Origin of the sequence: Corynebacterium sp. ACRPH (genome assembly GCF_022347285.1) — a bacterium.
In the GTDB taxonomy this organism is placed as follows: domain Bacteria; phylum Actinomycetota; class Actinomycetes; order Mycobacteriales; family Mycobacteriaceae; genus Corynebacterium.
In genome coordinates this window covers 1-16,905 of the sequence record NZ_JAKRND010000013.1, presented here as the reverse complement: position 1 = coordinate 16,905, position 16,905 = coordinate 1, and the positions used below count along the sequence as shown (strand labels likewise).

The 16,905-nt window shown below is 61.8% G+C and carries 14 protein-coding genes; 6 read left to right on the top strand and 8 right to left on the bottom strand.

Annotated elements, in window-relative coordinates; translation table 11 throughout:
* Positions 1-33: 33 nt before the first annotated feature.
* Complete coding sequence (locus MHX66_RS07765; RefSeq protein WP_239201969.1) at positions 34-1,266, bottom strand: MFS transporter; 1,233 nt, start codon at positions 1,264-1,266, stop codon at positions 34-36.
* A gap of 172 nt (positions 1,267-1,438) precedes the next feature.
* On the opposite strand from MHX66_RS07765, the gene MHX66_RS07760 reads away from it, so the two are divergent.
* Positions 1,439-2,347, top strand: coding sequence for a LysR family transcriptional regulator (locus tag MHX66_RS07760; RefSeq protein WP_239201968.1), 909 nt, complete (start codon positions 1,439-1,441; stop codon positions 2,345-2,347).
* 9 nt (positions 2,348-2,356) lie between these two features.
* Here MHX66_RS07760 and MHX66_RS07755 read toward each other — a convergent pair whose 3' ends face one another.
* The 5 genes from MHX66_RS07755 to trmB all read right to left on the bottom strand — a co-directional run bounded on the left by MHX66_RS07755 (position 2,357) and on the right by trmB (position 9,389).
* Entirely contained in the window at positions 2,357-4,459 is a 2,103-nt protein-coding gene (locus tag MHX66_RS07755) for a PhoX family phosphatase (RefSeq protein WP_239201967.1), read from the bottom strand.
* Positions 4,460-4,608: 149 nt separating this feature from the next.
* On the bottom strand, positions 4,609-5,094 hold the full coding sequence (locus MHX66_RS07750; RefSeq protein ID WP_239201966.1) for a DUF3054 domain-containing protein: 486 nt from the start codon (positions 5,092-5,094) through the stop codon (positions 4,609-4,611).
* Between the two features lie 39 nt (positions 5,095-5,133).
* A complete protein-coding gene (locus MHX66_RS07745; RefSeq protein ID WP_239201965.1) occupies positions 5,134-6,204 on the bottom strand; it encodes a YbhN family protein in 1,071 nt (356 codons plus the stop codon).
* Positions 6,204-8,537 (bottom strand): MMPL family transporter, encoded by a 2,334-nt coding sequence (locus MHX66_RS07740; protein ID WP_239201963.1) that lies wholly within the window; start codon positions 8,535-8,537, stop codon positions 6,204-6,206. Before MHX66_RS07740 ends, MHX66_RS07745 begins: the two co-directional genes overlap by 1 nt.
* 87 nt (positions 8,538-8,624) lie before the next feature.
* The gene (gene trmB / locus MHX66_RS07735; protein ID WP_239201961.1) at positions 8,625-9,389 is read right to left on the bottom strand and encodes a tRNA (guanosine(46)-N7)-methyltransferase TrmB; all 765 of its coding nucleotides are present in this window, start codon (positions 9,387-9,389) and stop codon (positions 8,625-8,627) included.
* 52 nt (positions 9,390-9,441) lie between these two features.
* Between trmB and MHX66_RS07730 the strand changes: the two genes are divergently transcribed.
* The 3 genes from MHX66_RS07730 (at position 9,442) to MHX66_RS07720 (ending at position 13,207) form a co-directional block, all read left to right on the top strand.
* Positions 9,442-10,431: a hypothetical protein gene (locus MHX66_RS07730; protein ID WP_239201959.1), complete on the top strand. Its 990-nt coding sequence runs from the start codon at positions 9,442-9,444 to the stop codon at positions 10,429-10,431.
* Between the two features lie 23 nt (positions 10,432-10,454).
* Positions 10,455-11,108 (top strand): DUF6802 family protein, encoded by a 654-nt coding sequence (locus MHX66_RS07725; RefSeq protein ID WP_239201957.1) that lies wholly within the window; start codon positions 10,455-10,457, stop codon positions 11,106-11,108.
* 278 nt (positions 11,109-11,386) lie between these two features.
* A complete protein-coding gene (locus tag MHX66_RS07720; RefSeq protein WP_239201955.1) occupies positions 11,387-13,207 on the top strand; it encodes a phosphoenolpyruvate carboxykinase (GTP) in 1,821 nt (606 codons plus the stop codon).
* Positions 13,208-13,743: 536 nt separating this feature from the next.
* Here the strand turns inward: MHX66_RS07720 and MHX66_RS07715 are convergent.
* On the bottom strand, positions 13,744-13,971 hold the full coding sequence (locus tag MHX66_RS07715; RefSeq protein ID WP_239201953.1) for a hypothetical protein: 228 nt from the start codon (positions 13,969-13,971) through the stop codon (positions 13,744-13,746).
* A 316-nt stretch (positions 13,972-14,287) separates the two neighbouring features.
* Positions 14,288-15,097 carry a hypothetical protein gene (locus MHX66_RS07710; RefSeq protein ID WP_239201951.1) on the bottom strand — a complete coding sequence of 270 codons (810 nt, stop codon included), beginning with the start codon at positions 15,095-15,097 and terminating at the stop codon, positions 14,288-14,290.
* Positions 15,098-15,291: 194 nt separating this feature from the next.
* Between MHX66_RS07710 and MHX66_RS07705 the strand changes: the two genes are divergently transcribed.
* Both MHX66_RS07705 and MHX66_RS07700 read left to right on the top strand, forming a co-directional pair.
* A complete protein-coding gene (locus MHX66_RS07705; protein WP_239201950.1) occupies positions 15,292-15,735 on the top strand; it encodes a DUF2231 domain-containing protein in 444 nt (147 codons plus the stop codon).
* A gap of 81 nt (positions 15,736-15,816) precedes the next feature.
* Positions 15,817-16,395 carry an SRPBCC family protein gene (locus MHX66_RS07700; protein ID WP_239201949.1) on the top strand — a complete coding sequence of 193 codons (579 nt, stop codon included), beginning with the start codon at positions 15,817-15,819 and terminating at the stop codon, positions 16,393-16,395.
* The last annotated feature ends 510 nt before the right edge of the window (positions 16,396-16,905 follow it).

The window sequence follows — 16,905 nt, the reverse complement described above, 5'->3', positions numbered from 1 at the left end:
CTGAGGGGGCAGGGGTTGAAACTAGGGGCGTCATTAAGAAAGGGCCTTATCGCGTTGCATGGCGGCGAAGGCGGTGACGAGGGCGATGAGAGTCAACAGCATCAACCACCCGATGAACAAGCCCCAGCCGTGGGCGAAGAAATAGCCGGAGACCCAGCCGATTAGGGAGGAGCCGAGGTAGTAGCTCAAGATGTACAAGCTGGAGGCTTCGGCGCGATCCTGCTGGGCGACCTCGCCGACCCACGCGCTGGCGATCGAGTGAGCGGGGAAGAAGGTTGCGGTAAAGATCAGCACCGCCACCAGCGTGGTGGGGACGGTCGGGATGAAGGCCAGCAAGAGGCCCGCAAGAGCCATGGTGATACAGGCAACCACGACCTTTGCCTGGCCATAGCGGTTCACCAACTTGCCCGTGCGCGTGGACGTCCACGTGCCCGACAGGTAGATGACGAAAACCAACGCGGCCAGGGATTCCGGCAGGCCGAAGGTATCAATCAGGCGGAAGGTCATGTAGTTGTACATGGAAACGAAGCTGCCCATCAGCAGGAAAGGCAACAGGAAGAGCTTCAGCAGGATCGGGTCGCGCAGGTGGTTGGCGAAGGCCTGCACCTCGTGGGACAGGGTGATCTTCTTCGGGGTGAAGAAGCGTTGCTTGGGTAGCACCCAAGTGGTCACGAGCGCCATCGAGAACGCGAAGAGTGCGCTGAGCAGGGTGGCTATGCGCCAGTCCGTGAACTCCAGAGCGATGCCCGGGATGAGCCTGCCGATCAGGCCGCCCAGCGAGTTGCCCGCAATATAGAACCCCATGATGCGAGGCAGGTAGCTGCGGTCGATCTCCTCGGAAAGGAAGGCCATGGTCACGGCCGGGACACCCGCCACGGCGAAGCCCTGCAGAAGGCGCAGTGCAATGATCGATTGGATTGAGGGTAAGGCGACCAAAGCGATGGAAAGGAGGGTGGCCACCAGGACGGACGCCTGGATTACGCGGCGCCGGCCGAAGCGCTCCGAAATGACGCTGAGTGGAATGACCATGAAAGCCAGGCCGCCCGTGGTGGCGGAGACGGTCAGCGCGGCCAGTGAGGGCGAAATGCCGAAGTCCTCCGACAATGCCGGGAGGACAGCCTGGGTGGCGTACAGAGCGTTGTACGAAGCTAGGCCCGAACACAAGGAGGCGATGAGGGCCATCTTGTAGCCCTTATCCTCTGGGGTGAGGGGGCGGATGTCCTTTGCGTCTGCGGTGTTCGCGGCATCTGCGAGGGTGTTCGTCACCGAGCAAGCTCCTTCCTGTGTCCGGGTGGCTCTCTAGGGACCCAAGCTCACAATTGATGTTTCTAGTGTGACGCAACCAGTATCAATTCACTAAATGCAATAAATAGTTCTAGCTGTCCCGGAAAGTGCATATGCTGAGGTGTGGGCGTCAACAACAAGAAAGGCACACAGCGTGAAGGACCTAACGTGGTTCCTGGACCTAGCCGAAACACAAAACATGGTGGATACATCGCTGCACCTGGGGATCAGCCAGTCTGCTCTCTCCCGACGGCTATCGGCGCTGGAAAGAGAGCTTGGCACGGAGCTGTTCGACCGCAACGGCAGACACCTCGCGCTCAACGAATGCGGAGCCGCGCTCGCCACGAACGCCCGCGAGGCTAACGAGGCATGGCAGCGGGGAGTCGACGAAGTACACCGGCTGATGGACCCGGAGCGGGGTACCGTGCGCGTGGACTTCATGCACTCGCTGGGAACGTGGATGGTGCCGCAGCTGTTGCGGGAGTTTAGGAACGCGCACCCGCAGGTGAGATTCGAGTTGGTGCAGGGCGCCGCACGTCCACTGACGGATCGCGTGATCGCCGGAGAATCCGATGTGGCGATGGTCGGGCCGAAACCTCATGCGCTGGTGGAAGCCGGCGAAGTGCGTTGGCAGCAGCTGGCCACCCAGAGGCTGGCGATGGCGGTGCCAACGAACCACCGTTGGGCAGGACGCACAAGCATCAGCATCGCAGAGGCCAAAGACGAACCCATTGTGGCTATGCTGCCGGGATACGGAACGCGGATGCTGCTGGACGATCTGGCGGCCGCGGCGGGTTTCCGGCCGCGCCTGGTGTTTGAGTCGATGGAGCTTACCACGATGGCGGGGCTGGTAAGCGCCGGTCTGGGCGTGGCGCTGCTGCCGATGGGGGATCCGAACCTGGTGGTCGCAGGCATAAGAATGCTCCCCCTCGAGGAAGACCGCGAGAGGGAGCTGGGGATGGTCTGGAGCGTGCGGGCCCGGTCGGCTCCCGCCGCCGAGGCGTTCCGCGCGTTCGTCGTGGACCAGGCGGTCCGGCGTGACGGCCGGCTGCGCTTCGGCTAGCGCCCGAGCTTAAACGCCGATGGTGCCGAAGTCGTCCTTCCAGGCAACCACGGTCGCCGGGCGGGCGATGGAATCGCCGCCATCCGGCCAGTGGGAGGTAGAGGTCTTGACGGTGGCCTCTTCGTCCTCACCCGGGTGCTGAACGTTGACGATCACGCGCTTGTCGAAGACCAGCGGGCCACAGGTCTCGGCGCCAGCCGGGACAGTCAGGAACTGCTTGGTCAAGCCGCGGGTCTCGCCCTCCAGGGCGACGGCGAACAGGCCGTCGTTGGACTCCAGGGCGTTGCCGTCGGTGGAGACCCACAGGTTGCCGAAGGAGTCGAAGGTGACGTTGTCCGGGCAGGAGATCGGGGAGACCTTGGACTTGTCGAAGCCGCCGAAGTAGGTCTCGGCCTCGTCCGGGTCACCACACACCAGCAGCAGGTTCCACTTCAGTTCCTCGCCGGTGAAGTCGTCCTCGATCTCGAGAACCATGCCGTTCTTGTTCTCCTTGACTGGGGCGTACTCCTTGACGCCTTCCTTGTTCTTGCCCTCTTCTTGCGTGCCGCGGTACTTGTTGTTGGTCAGAGCAGCGTAGACCTTGCCGGTGGTCGGGTGCGGCTCGACGTCCTCCGGGCGGTCCATCTTGGTGGCGCCGACCTTGTCGCCAGCCTCACGGGTGAAGATGATGACTTCCTCGGCGGACATGCCGTCGACGTGGGACTCTGCGGAGCCGTCCTCCTTGACGGTAACCAGCTTGATCCACTTGCCGGTGCCGTCGAACTTCTCGCCCTCCGGTGGGTTGTTCTCGTCGAAGTCATCGTTGTTGCCCTCGAAGGTGGCAACGTACAGGGTGCCCTCGTCCAGGATCTTCATGTTCTCCTCGCGGTCCTTGTCGGAGTTGCCGCTGCGCACCTTGCGGGAGGAAACGAACTTGTAGATGTACTCGAAGCGGGAGTCGTCGCCGGAGTATGCAACTACGGTGCCGTCGTTGGTGACGTGGATGTTGGCGCCCTCGTGCTTGAAACGGCCCAGGGCGGTGTGCTTAACCGGGGTGGACTTCGGATCCCACGGGTTCACCTCAACCACGTAGTTGAAGCGGTTCGGCTCGTTCGGCTCCTTGGTCACGTCGAAGCGGTCGTAGTGCTTCTCCCACTGACGAGCGGTCTTGGCATCCTCGATGCCGTAGCGGCTCAGGCGCTCGCGCTCCTTCTCGTCCTTAACGTTCTCGCCACCGGCGAAGTACTGGTCAACATTCTCCTCGCCGGAGAGGATGGTGCCCCACGGGGTCACGCCACCGGAGCAGTTGTTGAAGGTGCCCTTGACGATCTTGCCTTCCTTGTCGTCAGAAGTCTTCACCAGGTCGTGGCCAACGATCGGGCCACGCAGCTCGAACTCGGTGGTGCCGGTCAGGCGACGGTTGTACTTGCCCATGACGGGCTTCAGCTTGCCGTCTTTATCGTTGCCCTCAACCTCGACGATAGACATGCCGTGGTTGGCCAGCTCGATGTCCACGTGCTCCTTGGACGGGTTGTCGATGTCGTAGTCCGGGAACATCTGCTGCGGGGTGGTGTACTCGTGGTTGGAGATCAGCAGGAAGCGGTTGTCCTCGCCCTCGATCGGCAGCAGAGCGGCGAAGTCGCAATTGAAGCCGTACTGCTTGGCGGCCTGCTCGGCGGTCTGCTTGTCTACGTCGAACTCCTCGGCGCCCTCAACCACCGGGTCGCCCCAGCGGATAACAACGTCGGACTTGTAACCAGCCGGTACAACGACCTCGTCCTTGGTGTTCGGCTCGACCATCTCGAACTTCAGGCCGTCCGGCGCGTCTGCGCTGTTGCCGGAGCCGCCCTTGTTCTCGCCGTTGCCGCCCTTGGCGCTGTTGCCCTCACCGTTGTCGTCACTGCAAGCTGCCAGGAAGGAAGCGCCGCCAACGGTGACCATAGCGGCACCACCGGCGCGCAGTGCGGTGCGGCGCGAGAAGGTGCCCTGGATCAGGTCCATGAAGTAGTTGTTGTCGGACTTGTTGTTCACCGGCTTGGAGCAAGCGTCGCCGCACTTGTAAACGCAGGTGCGGTGGGAACGGCTGGACGTGAAGTCCATCTTCTTCAGCAGGTTGCGACCCTTAAGGCCCATGGGGATCTCTCCTCAGTGTTCGTCAGTCTATGTCGGAGTTCGTCAGCAGCAGTGTGCAGATTGCTCACAAGACTCTAAGCAACGCGAAAGAACCTGACGTAGCGCGAAGATGTACGTCAGGTTAATTCAACTGAAAGGCTGTTTACCTACTACTTGCTGAACATTCGGCCCATGCGCTTCATGCGCGACAGCCTGCGCAGCCGCCCGAGGCGGAACATTCCGCGCCAGCCGAATAGCAGAAGGCCGCTCATCACAGTGGCAACGATCATGAAAGACCAGTGCGGCACCTCTCCGTGGCGCACGCCCCAGATCCCCAGACCGGCGATCACGTTGACGACCCACACCAGAGCACCGGTGGAGAACTCGAAACCGCTGAAGCCCGTCCCCTTGGCGCCACCCGGTCGAACCACGCCAATCCACAGCAGAGCCCAGGCGATCGCCACACCGATGAGGAAAGGCCAGGAGGTATCCAGCCAGCCGCCGAAGCTCAGCGGCATCTCCGGAGTGTTGTGCGCAATGCGCGCCAGCAGCGCAAACAGCAGGACGGCGATCACGTCGAAAAACAGCGCAACCCCCGGCGATCGCTGGATGGTGCCGGGGGTGTCTCCAGTGGAGGTGCTATCGAGGTTGCTCATGCCCCTCATCTTACTGTGCCTAGTTGGCCTAGTTGAGCCTTAGCGTGCCCTGCCGACGGGTTCTTCCTGCTTTTCTTCTTGACGCTCCGTCTCCGCCGCCGCATCTTCAGCATTGCCTTTGGAGTTGACCATCTTGGTGGCGAAGAAGACGATCCATCCGACCAACGCCAGACCGACGAAGCTGAGCATGCGGAAGACGATGACGGCTCCGAATGCCTGGACGGAGGTCAGGGTGCCGAACCCGACCAGGGCACTGGTCAGTGCGACGTCCACTGGGCCCAGTCCGCCGGGGGTGACCTGCGCCTGCCCCACCAGCTTGGCGGTGAGGAAGGCCAGCACCACGCCCGCGATGGGTGGGGTGGCGCCGATAGCGTAGATGCAGGCCAGCAGGCAGAGGATCTCGAAAACCCAGTTGCCAAGGCTGGCGGCGATTGCGGCGGCCAGTTTGGTCAGTGGCAGTTCCACGGCCGACAGCTGGCGGGAGAACCCGCGGACACTGTCGGTGAAGCGGTTGACGGGCTTGCCGCGACGGGCGTTGAAAGTCCGCAGTCGGTTGACTAGCCAACGCTCCACCTTGTCCCGGTTCTTTGCCACCCAGTTGGTGAGGATCGCCAGCGCGACGAGGGCGATCAGGGACATGGCCAACGTCAATGGCTTTACTGTCAGCCCGAGGAAGAACACGGCGCCGATGGCCAGGATCGCCATGCCGCCGCCTGCCAGTGCGCCGGAGAGCAGCATGTACCAGCTGGCAATGACGGGGGTGGCGCCCCACTTGAGCTGCTCGCGGAAGATCATGGCCGCCGACAGCGCCGGTCCGCCGGGGAAAGTCGAGGACCAGGCGTTAGCCGCCAGCCCTAGCGAGTTGGCGCTGATGCGCTTCACCTTCACCCCAGCGCTGCGCAGCAGCACGACCATCACCTCGGCCTGCGCGACCATGGAGGCTGCGAGAGCCAGGATGGCCAGGCCGATCCAGCGCTTGTCGGCATGAGCCAACTCGCGCCAGCCATCGCCGATGAAGTGCAGGTGCTCCCGGGCGAGGAAGGCGATGATGGCAATCAGCGCCAGGCAGAGCAGAGTCCTGACTTCCGTGCGCCGCCACAGATCACGCATTAGCGCTCGCCCCCGCCCCCGCCGTCGGGATTATTGCGGCTTTCTTCGACGCGTCGCATCAGCTCCGCGAAAGGCAGGTTCCGCTGACGTGCGGGAGCCTCACCGGAGCGCTGGGCGGGCACGGGGGCGATGGCGTCCACACCAGAAAGTTCCGCAACCGTCACCCGCGACGAACGGGCAGCAGGCGTTGCCTCGCGAGGCGATGCCTCCAACTGCTCGTTGTGCCCAACCTTCTCCGACAAACGCTTGACCCACTTTGGAGCCCACCAGTTGTCGGTGCCCAGCAGGTGCATGACGGACGGGACGAGGAGCATGCGGATGATTGTGGCATCGAGGAGTAGAGCAATGACCATGCCGAAGGCGATGTACTTCATCATCACGATCGAGGAGAACCCGAAGGCACCGCAGACCACGATCATGATCAGCGCGGCGGCGGTGATGATGCTGCCGGTGGTGGCCGTGCCGAAGCGGATCGCCTGATCCGTGGACGCACCCCGGGCGCGGGCCTCCACCATGCGGGAGACCAGGAACACCTCGTAGTCGGTCGAGAGGCCGAAGACGATGGCGATGATCAGCACCAGCACCGGGGAAGTCAGCGGCCCGGCGGTGAAGTTAAACATGTCCGCGCCGTGGCCGTCGACGAAGATCAGCGTCAACAGGCCGAGTGTCGCGCCGGTGCCCAGGATGTTCATGATCACGGCCTTGGCAGGAATGATCAGCGAGCCGAAGATCATGGCCATCAGCACGAAGCTGACCAGCACGATATACAGCAACATCCACGGCAGCTTCTCGAACAGCGCGTCGATGGATTCGACCTCCAGAGCCGGGGTGCCGGCGACGTACACGTTGGCACCGTCGACGTTGATGTCCTCCAGAGCATTGACGATGCGGTCGTTGTCATCGCGGTCTGCAATGCCGGTGGACAGCACCGTCACGTCGTCCTTCGTGGGGCGGGAGACCTGGAACGGGGCCGTCAGGCCCGGAACCGCGTTGGCCTCCTTGTACACCGCAGCCACGGTCTTGGAATCGCCCTCGATGACCAGCTTGATCGGGTCGGTGCGGAACTGCGGGAACTTCTCGGTGAACTCCTCCTGGTTCACGCGCGTCTGGTTCGACGGCGGCAGGTAGGTCTCGTTCATGCCACCCAGCTTGATGCCCGCAATCGGCACCGCCATCAGCAGCATGCCGCCGACGATCACGACCGTAAACAGCTTCGAGTGGCGCATGGCGAAGGCCGGGATGCGGCCCCAAATGCCTTCGACCTGCTCGGATCGGCGCCGGGACTGCTTCTTCTTAAATGACCACTTGTCGATGTTCGGCCCCAGCATCGCGAAGATACTCGGCAGGACAGCCACGGACAGTAGCGCGGCCAGACCCACAGCGGAGATCGCACCGAATGCCACGGACTTCAAGAAGGCCTGCGGGAAGATGAACAAACCGGACAGCGCCACGGCCACCATCGCCGCGGAGAAGACCACAGTCTTACCTGCAGTGGCAGTGGTGTTGCGCACGGCCGTGCGAGTGTCGTGGCCCTCCGCCATCTCCTCGCGGAAACGGGAGACCATGAACAGGCCGTAGTCGATGGCCAGGCCCAGGCCCAGCAGCGTGACCACAGACTGGGCGAACACGTTGATCTGTGTGAAGCTAGCCAGGATCGCCAGCACACCCATGGATCCCAGGATCGACAGGCCACCCACCAGTAGCGGCATAAACGCGGCGATCAGGCCGCCGAAAACGATCAGCAGCAGCAGACCCACGGCGGGCAGTGCGTAGATCTCGGCACGGTGAATGTCGCCGGCCATGCCCTCGTCCAGGGAGTCCGAAACCGCCGTGGCGCCGGCGATCTTCACATCCACGCCCGGGGCGCTGATGGCCCGCAGGTCGTCCTCGATCTTGCGGAAGTTGATCAGCACATCGTCTTCGATACCCTGCAGCCCGATGGAGGCGAAGGCCGCGGTGCCGTCCGGGTTGGCCATGGCCGCCGGGCCGCGATTGAAGTAGCTGGTCACACCCCCGATCTCGTCGGGGTGATCCTTGCGCAGCTGCTCGATCTGCTGGGTGATGGCCTGCTTGACCTCGTCCGAGGTTGCAGATCCCGGCTTATCGCCGGTGACCATCAGGATTACATCCCCGTTGGCGTCACGACCAAAAACCTCTTGCTCGATCTGCGCAGCCTTCGTGGACTGCGAGTTCGGGTCGTCCCACCCCTCCTGGCTCATTCGGTCGGCCAGTTTCAGCCCGGCGACGACATACAGCACCAGGATCGCCGCGATGATCACCAGAGGGATCAGCCGGCGGAACCGGTAGGCAACATCGCCCCAAGAGCTAAACAACGTGAGTGGTCCTTTCTATAACGCCAGAATTCCCTCTAGTCTACGAAGCCGACCAGGGCGAACAGCAAATTTTCCGGGGTGTGTTAGCTATTTCTTCCGCCACAGGTACTCGCGGATGATGTGTTCCTTATCCAAGCCTTTGCCCTCGAACTTGGTGATTACCTGGCGATCCGTCAGCTGTGGAATGTCCGACTGGTCCTCGGGCCAGCCCAGATATTCCAGCTGCTCCTCGACCTCTACCAGTTCGTCGATCCACTCTGCGTAGTCCGCGTGGTCGGTGGCGATGTGCAGAATGCCACCCGGCTTGAGGCGGGAGGCGATCAGGTGCAGCGTGCCGGATTGCACGATGCGCCGCTTGTGGTGGCGGGCCTTGGGCCACGGGTCCGGGAAGTAGATGCGCACGCCGGATAGCGACTCTGACGCGAACATGCGCTGCAGAACCTCCACGCCGTCGCCGCGGATCATGCGTACATTGTGAATGTCGCCGCGCACCACGGAACCCAGCAGCTTGGCCAGCCCGGGTCGGTAGAGTTCGACGGCGACGATGTTCTTTTCCGCCTCCAGCGGCGCCATCGCGGCGGTCGAGGTGCCCGTTCCGGAGCCAATTTCCACAATTGTTTCGGCATCGCGGCCGAACCATTCGGGCAGGTCAATGACCTCGTCGGCGAGGACTTTGCCCAGCTTAGGCCAGTGTTCGTTCCACAGGGTCTCCTGGTTGTCGGTCAGGGTGCCGCGCCGGAAGCTAAAGTTTCCCAGTCGCGGATAGTCGCGACCGTCGTTAAACTCTGTCTGTGGTGGGCGGCCTGGGGGAAGGCTGCCTGGCGTGTTATCGGAATTATTCATCCAGACCATTCTTGCAGATGGCCTGCGGAATGTCTTAAGCCAAGTGGGGGAGCTAACAAAGATGTTGAAGACCATTTCGGTCATTGGCCCGGATGCGCGCGCGGTCGCCGAGTGCGCCGCGCAGTTGCGCACGCGGGTGGAAGCTAAGGCAAGTGCAAGCACGGCGGGGGAGCGCTTCGAGGTTGTGGAGGGTGCTGGCCCGGAGCGGCATCCCGATGTTGTTGTTGCGGCGGTGGGGCACGCCACCGCGGAGGATCGCGAGGTCGCCCGGGCCGTCGCGCAGGCTATGGGTGTGGTGTTGCTCTGGCCCTTTGGTAGTGACGCCCCCTCGTCTGAATGGGCCCACACCCCAGGCTGGGTCTGGTGCGAGGATGTGGACGAGGTGTGCGAGTGGATCCGGGAGCTGTGCGTGGATGTAAACGAGTGGGAGGTGCAGGCGCGCCGGGCGGATGCCGAGAGGCTGGACCGGGTGCGCATCGCCACGCGGCTGAGCGCGACCCGGATCGCCCAGGAGGTGCTGGAGGACGCCGGCGCTGCTGACCGGGTGCGCGGCACTCGTGACGTTAGGGGTGCTTGGGGTGCTAGGGGCACTAGTGCTGCGAGGAGTGCTAGGAGCGCTGAAGGTTTCGAGTATCTGCACGCTGTATTCATGGCGCGGCTGCGCTTGGCGGTGCTGGAACAGGGAGTGGTCTTCCCCGCACTTCCGGAAACACAGGAGGAGGCCCCGGCACGGCCTGTTGCGGCGGTGGGCTCGCGGGCGAGCGTGGTGCTCGCCGCCGCGGCTGGCCTGGCAGCAGGATTGGGTTTGGGGACCATGGTCGGCAGGCTCTCCGGGCCGGCGGCCGGCGTGATAGTCGGCGTGGTGGTGACTCTGGCAGTGGTGGGGGCGCGGCTGGTCATGCTGCGCTCCGAAGCGCTGAAGGCCCGGGCTGCCAAGGAGGATGCAGTATTGCGACAGCATTGGTCGGCAGTGGTGACGGAGGTGGTTGCCCGGCTGGAAATCCCGCCGGTGGCGCCCCGCATCCGCAGCCTGGCGCTGGAGGCGAACTGATGGGTGAACTAATGGATATGGGAATGTTTGATTTCCCGGATGACGGGCTCACGCCGCAGAACCCTCTGGCCGATTTGATTGGTAACCACGAGCTGCGCGGCGGTTTGCAGGGAGCCCCGGGCAGCTTGGATGACCTGGGCGGTGGACTCGGCGGAGTCGGAGAAGGCGGCGGATTCACCGGAGGCGGCAGCGGCCTGACCGTCGAGTACGGCGGGCGCGAATACTACGTAGACGAACTCAACTCTCACGATCCCAATGCCCACGACCCCAACCGGGCACCCGGCCAGCGCAGTGGCGCCCACTCAGGCACCCACCCGGAAAGCCACTCTGGCGCCAGCCCGGGGAGCAACTCGAGCGTCGACCCGGGCGCCAACCCAAGCGCTGGCCCAGGCTCCGACCCGGGCGCCCGCGCGTGGTACGGCAGCGGAGGCGTGGAGGAGTCCGTCACCATCGCAGACGACCAGGGGATGAGCATCCTTAGCGATACGGACGGCGACGGCAAGGTGGACTACGTCTCTTCAGTTTCCTACGACGGACGATGGTCAGCCTGGCGGTGGATAGAGACCGGTGAGGCCGAAGGGGCGTCAGAAAGAAAGAACAGCAATACCCCCGATCCGGGGAACAATCAATGGCAGGCAGATGCCTGGAAATGCGTTGATCGGGGGGAATGGGGCTAGCCGGGGTGTGATGTACAACCACTGGCCACGGAACCAAACCACGGCCCCGGTGCTTCACGATAGTCTGGGGGCGGAAGGGATACCTGTGTCTTCGCGCAGGCCCGGATAATTACAGATCACAGCTATATCGAACGCCCAATAACCGCAGGATTTAGTAGAGTTAATGGTGAATACAACCGGGTTTGAACTGGACGTTTAAACATACGGCTGGCTAGCGCATGATTGTGCATACTTGGCCGGGCCGGGTTGTGGGACACAAACACGTAGGGAGAAAATCGATGACCATTCGAGGGCTTGTCGGCGAGGCGCCCACCAAGAACCAGGAAATGCTGAACTGGATCGAGGAGGCCGTGGAGCTCTTCCAGCCAGAATCAGTCGTGTTCTGTGACGGCTCCGAGGAGGAGTGGAACCAGCTGGCAGAGCAGCTGGTCGAGCACGGCACCCTGATCAAGCTGGACGAAAAGGCACAGCCGAACTCCTTCCTGGCACGCTCCAACCCGGCAGACGTTGCGCGCGTGGAGTCCCGTACCTTCATCTGCTCCAAGACCGAGGAAGACGCCGGCCCCACCAACAACTGGATGGACCCGGAGCAGATGCGTGCCGAGATGCGCGAGCACTTCTCCGGCTCCATGAAGGGGCGCCGCATGTACATCGTGCCCTTCTGCATGGGCCCGATCACCGATCCGTCCCCGAAGCTGGGCATCGAGATCACCGACTCCCCGTACGTGGTTATGTCCATGCGCATCATGACCCGCATGGGTAAAGAAGCCCTTGACAAGATCGGCGAGAACGGCGAGTTCGTGAAGGGCCTGCACTCCGTGGGCGCTCCGCTGGAGCCGGGCCAGGAAGACTCCACCTGGCCGTGCAACGACACGAAGTACATCACCCACTTCCCAGAGGACCGCGAGATCTGGTCCTACGGCTCCGGCTACGGCGGCAACGCCATCCTGGCTAAGAAGTGCTACGCACTGCGCATCGCCTCCGCCATGGCGCGCGACGAGGGCTGGATGGCAGAGCACATGCTGATCCTGAAGCTGATCAGCCCGGAGGACAAGGCCTACTACATCTGCGCGGCCTTCCCGTCCGCATGTGGCAAGACCAACCTGGCCATGATCCAGCCGACCATCCCGGGCTGGCGCGCAGAGGTCGTCGGCGACGACATCGCATGGCTGCACTTCGGCGAGGACGGCCGCCTGTACGCCGTGAACCCGGAGAACGGCTTCTTCGGCGTGGCACCGGGCACCAACTACGCTTCCAACCCGATGGCCATGAAGTCCATGGAGCCGGGCAATACCCTGTACACCAACGTGGCTCTGACTGACGACAACAACGTCTGGTGGGAGTCCAAGGAGGGTGAGCCGCAGCACCTCATCGACTGGCTGGGCAACGAGTGGACCCCGGATTCCGGCAACAAGGCCGCACACCCGAACTCCCGCTACTGCGTGCCGATCGAGCAGTGCCCGGTTGCCGCACCGGAGTTCAACGACCCGAAGGGCGTGCCGGTTTCCGCCATCCTGTTCGGCGGTCGCCGTGCGGACACCGTGCCGCTGGTAACCCAGGCTCGCGACTGGAACCACGCCACCTTCATCGGCGCCACCCTGGCTTCCGGCCAGACCGCCGCTGCAGCCGAGGCTGCCGTTGGCTCCCTGCGCCACGACCCGATGGCCATGCTGCCGTTCATTGGCTACAACGCCGGTGACTACCTGCAGCACTGGATTAATATGGGCAACAAGGGCGGCGACAAGATGCCAGAGGTCTTCCTGGTGAACTGGTTCCGCCGTGGCGAGGACGGCCGCTTCCTGTGGCCGGGCTTCGGCGAGAACTCCCGCGTGCTGAAGTGGATCATCGACCGCATTGAGGGCCGCGTGGAGGCCGACGAGACCGTTGTTGGCTACACCGCTCGCTACGAGGACATCGACACCGAAGGTCTGAAGGAGACCGAGGAGGACATCCGCGAGGCACTGTCCGTGAACCCGGCTGACTGGGAGCGCGACCTGGCCGACAACGAGGAATGGCTGAAGTTCCTGGGTCCGAAGGTTCCGTCCGAGGTCTGGGACGAGTTCAAGGGTCTGAAGGATCGCGTGGAGGCTGCGAAGTAGCTGTTAGTTGCGCTAGCGCCTCAGGGGCGCTGCGCTGCGTAGCGCTGACAGCTCGCGTCCGCGAGCGTGCTGGCGCTTGGCGCTGAACTAGGCAAAGCGCCGGGAGAGTTTTCCTCCCGGCGCTTTCTTTGTTGCCCAGGCCTCTGGGGCCTGTGTTGGTTAAACCGTCCCAGCGCCGTTTCCGCGCGCCGCATCAGCCCCATCAGCCCCACGAGGCGCAACTAGCCTCCGGAGGACTACGGCGCGCCCTTGCAAGGCCCATCGCTAGGGGTCAAATGTCGGAAAAGTTGCAAAACGTAAATTTCGCCACACGCCCCTAACCACGCAAAACGCCCTGACCAGGCATTTCGCATAGATGAAAAATGTGCCCAATAACGTTTTGCAACTTTTCCGACATTTAAGCCGAAGTCCCAGCCGCCTGGGAGCGCGACCTGGCCCACGGCGCGGCGGTTGACCTACGCGCCGGCGCGGATTGCTGCACCTAGGCCGCAACAAACACTGCCCGGGTCGCAACAAACACTTCCAGGGCGGTGTAGTTAGCCGAAGAAATTGGTCCGCTCGCGGGTGATGAATGCACCCTTGCCATTATTGGAGTTCCAGCAGGTCAGCCCCTCATGAGCGGAATGGCAGGCGTAGCGACCGTAGTAGACAGTGGTGCCGTAGGGGACGGTTTCTGTTGGTGCGTGGTCATTGATATCGGCACCTTGGGGAAAATACGCGGGAGGGTCGTTCTTAGGCCCAACAGTCTGAGCGTCGACGTCCACTCACCAGTTGGCGTATTGTCCACTTTTCCCGTGCGGTTGGCTTTCCCGGTAGGATGCGACACCACAGTTCAACGAGTCTTTTTGGATGTCACAGCCGATATTCTCACTCGGGGTCTTGAAGACCGCGATATCTCCTAGACTGTTGTGCTTAATCGTCCGCACCGGACGGGCATCTGAAGGAATTGGCCCACCGGCCTTCGCGTAGGCGCCTTCGGGGAGGTTCTTATTCGCGGAGGCTGAGGCGTCGCCGTCAGGATTGGGCTTGTTGCCTCCCTTTCCGTCTCCCTTCTTCACATAACCGGCAGGAAGGTCGGGATTAGGCTTTTTTACCCTTCTTTTTCTTGCTTTTATCCTTGCTATTGGAGCCATCGGATTTCCCGGATTTCGCAGAGGAGTTGCCGGACCCGAAGTTGGGGCCAGACTGGTTTTTGTTTAGCCCGCTCGCGTCGTCGGCGGCGTACCATTCCAGCTCAACCTGTTCGGCCGGAGTGCCTGTGACCTGGCTCCATTCGCTGTGCTCGCCCTCGGTGAGCTGCTTGCCGTCGAAATTGTAATGAATCGTTGGCACTTCCGGGCGCCCGCTTGTGTAAGACCATTCGTAAATTCCGTCTCCCTCGCTGGAAGCCGTTACGTTTGCGCGAGCTGCAGTGGTTCCCGCGCCCGTCACCAGTTCTTTATCTACGGCAAAAGGCTTTCCGTCCTTGCCAATTGCAATAAAAGTCACCGGTGAGAAATACTTGCAGTCATTCTTGAGTAACAACTCCGGAACTTCATCATTATTCGCCTCAATCAGTGCATAGGAATAAGTTCCAGTCGGGTGATAATCGTCGCGGTCGGAATGGTCGCGCTCGTACTTTTCCGGACTATCCAAAACATCCTTGTATGCATTGATCGCCTGCTGCGTCGGGTCGGCCTTCGCCTCCTCACCGCTTTTATTGTCGCCCTCATCTGCGCTGCTCGCCGCGGTGTCTTCCTGAGGTTCATCACTAGAACAGCTGGTCGCCGCTAAAGCCGCTATGGTCATGACGCCCACAGCCCCAACTCGCCACCGGTCCCGCTTCGTGCGGGCGCTTGTGTGGCCAGCGTTCTTCGAGGTGAGGTGGGTGAGGGTGGAGCGCAAACGCATGGATAATCCTTTGCTAGGGGTGAGAATTAGGTTTCGCTTCTTAGATGTTACTTATAGGTGCAATATTTCCGCTGGCTATTGGATGGTCTCCCTGGGGCTCCCTAACCCCTAAAGCTAGGGTTGGCACTGTTAGGACAGCATGTGATTGCTTGCGGCAAACAAAACGAGTCCTCAATACTTACATCGTGCTTTCAATGATTGCCGGAGTTCCCGGCCACCCTTTGTTTATTCACGCGGCTGTGGTTTTTGCACCAGTCGCTGCGCTCGCCAGCATTTGGTGGGCTGTTCGACCTGAGTGGAAGAAGCTTTTGCAAGCCGCTGTGGTCATCAATTTCTTGTCTGCTGTGTTTACCTGGCTTGCGCGTTCATCGGGCGAAGCTCTGCTGAAGATGCAGGGGCTTTCCGAGGAGAATCCCGGCCGCCTCGCAAAGCATGCAGAGTATGCAAACTACCTCACGGCCAGTGTGATCGTATTGTTTGTTGCAGTTGTTGGATTCTTCCTTGTTGACCGCTTCGTTTCTCTGCCTACTTGGCTGGCCAACGTGCTGCGCGTCATTGCTGTGTTGGCTGCAATTGCAGTCGTCGCGACAGTCGTGATGACTGGTCACGAGGGTGCTGTGCAGGTCTGGAACGACTAAAGAAGTGTGTTGCAGGAACCAACGCTCGCACGTTGACTAAAGCGTCAGTCTCGAAGTCCCCGGTGCTCTAGTCTGGGAGGCATGAGTACCGAAGATCAGACCACTGAAGATCAGACCGCCGAAGATCAGACTCGGCATGATCAGCAATCACCGCAGGCCAGCCGATGGGTGGTTAGCGATTTCATTGATATCGATGTCACGCCGGAGGAAGTCTATGAGCTAATCTCCGATGTCACCCGTACCGGAGAATGGTCGCCAACGTGTAAGCGCTGCGAGTGGCTGGGCGAACCTGGCCAGGTGGGGAGTCGTTTCAAGGGAACCAACGAAACGTCCGAGCGTACCTGGGAAACAGTATCCCAAGTTGTAGCAGCGGATCGCCCGCGCGAATTCGCATGGGTGGTTGGGCCGGATGCTCAGCCTGGCGGTTTCGTACGCTGGGGCTACCGTGTGGAGCCGCTCGGTGGGGCTGCGGGCAACGCTGCGGGCATGCGTACGCGACTCTACGAGGATTGGAATTTTCACGAGGCCGGCCGAGCTGCGTTCTTCAAGAAGTGGGGTGACCAGGGTGAATCCGAAGCGGAGAAGCGCCGCGAAGCTGCCCTGGCGGGGATTCCCGAAACGCTCGCGACTATCAGGAAGATTGCCGAGGCTGGCAAATAGGTAGCCCACAAAGCGCAACCCGGCACCCCGTGGCGTAGTCAAACTGGCTCCCTGTAGCGAGAGATGTTGGCTCTTTGCGGCTGGGGGGGAGCTCCGCGGTGGATAAAAACCTGTTCTGCAGAGGGGTGTTCCGGGTGCATGGAGGGGTTACAGAATCGGAAATGTCGTTAGAACGGGAATGCGCAACCGTGCGCCATGGTCCCCCTACCGGCCGCAGGCCTCTGAACTGCGGTTTTACGGTAATAAAAATTGTTCGCAGTAACGTATTCTCGTTCTAGCGACATTTGAGCCAACACCCCGCTTCGCCCCGTTACCTTGTGAGTGTCCCTGATAATGGGGATAGTCGCTGATCCCGGTATGGTTTACTTGCCCTGTAGTTTCTATAATCCGGGGGGTGTTGCCGCCGGGTGCCAGGACTTTCGATGACAGCTGATAGGGACACGGCCAGTTTCAAACTAGGTCTCTTTGTAACGTGGGTGCTTGCAACGAAGGTCATGACACCAGCGACTG

Coding starts and splice junctions, on each gene's coding strand:
- MHX66_RS07755 (WP_239201967.1), bottom strand. CDS start 4,459: ATGGGCCTTAAGGGTCGCAACCTGCTGAAGAAGATGGACTTCACGTCC.
- MHX66_RS07750 (WP_239201966.1), bottom strand. CDS start 5,094: ATGAGCAACCTCGATAGCACCTCCACTGGAGACACCCCCGGCACCATC.
- MHX66_RS07745 (WP_239201965.1), bottom strand. CDS start 6,204: ATGCGTGATCTGTGGCGGCGCACGGAAGTCAGGACTCTGCTCTGCCTG.
- trmB (WP_239201961.1), bottom strand. CDS start 9,389: ATGGTCTGGATGAATAATTCCGATAACACGCCAGGCAGCCTTCCCCCA.
- MHX66_RS07730 (WP_239201959.1), top strand. CDS start 9,442: ATGTTGAAGACCATTTCGGTCATTGGCCCGGATGCGCGCGCGGTCGCC.
- MHX66_RS07725 (WP_239201957.1), top strand. CDS start 10,455: ATGTTTGATTTCCCGGATGACGGGCTCACGCCGCAGAACCCTCTGGCC.
- MHX66_RS07720 (WP_239201955.1), top strand. CDS start 11,387: ATGACCATTCGAGGGCTTGTCGGCGAGGCGCCCACCAAGAACCAGGAA.
- MHX66_RS07710 (WP_239201951.1), bottom strand. CDS start 15,097: ATGCGTTTGCGCTCCACCCTCACCCACCTCACCTCGAAGAACGCTGGC.
- MHX66_RS07705 (WP_239201950.1), top strand. CDS start 15,292: ATGATTGCCGGAGTTCCCGGCCACCCTTTGTTTATTCACGCGGCTGTG.
- MHX66_RS07700 (WP_239201949.1), top strand. CDS start 15,817: ATGAGTACCGAAGATCAGACCACTGAAGATCAGACCGCCGAAGATCAG.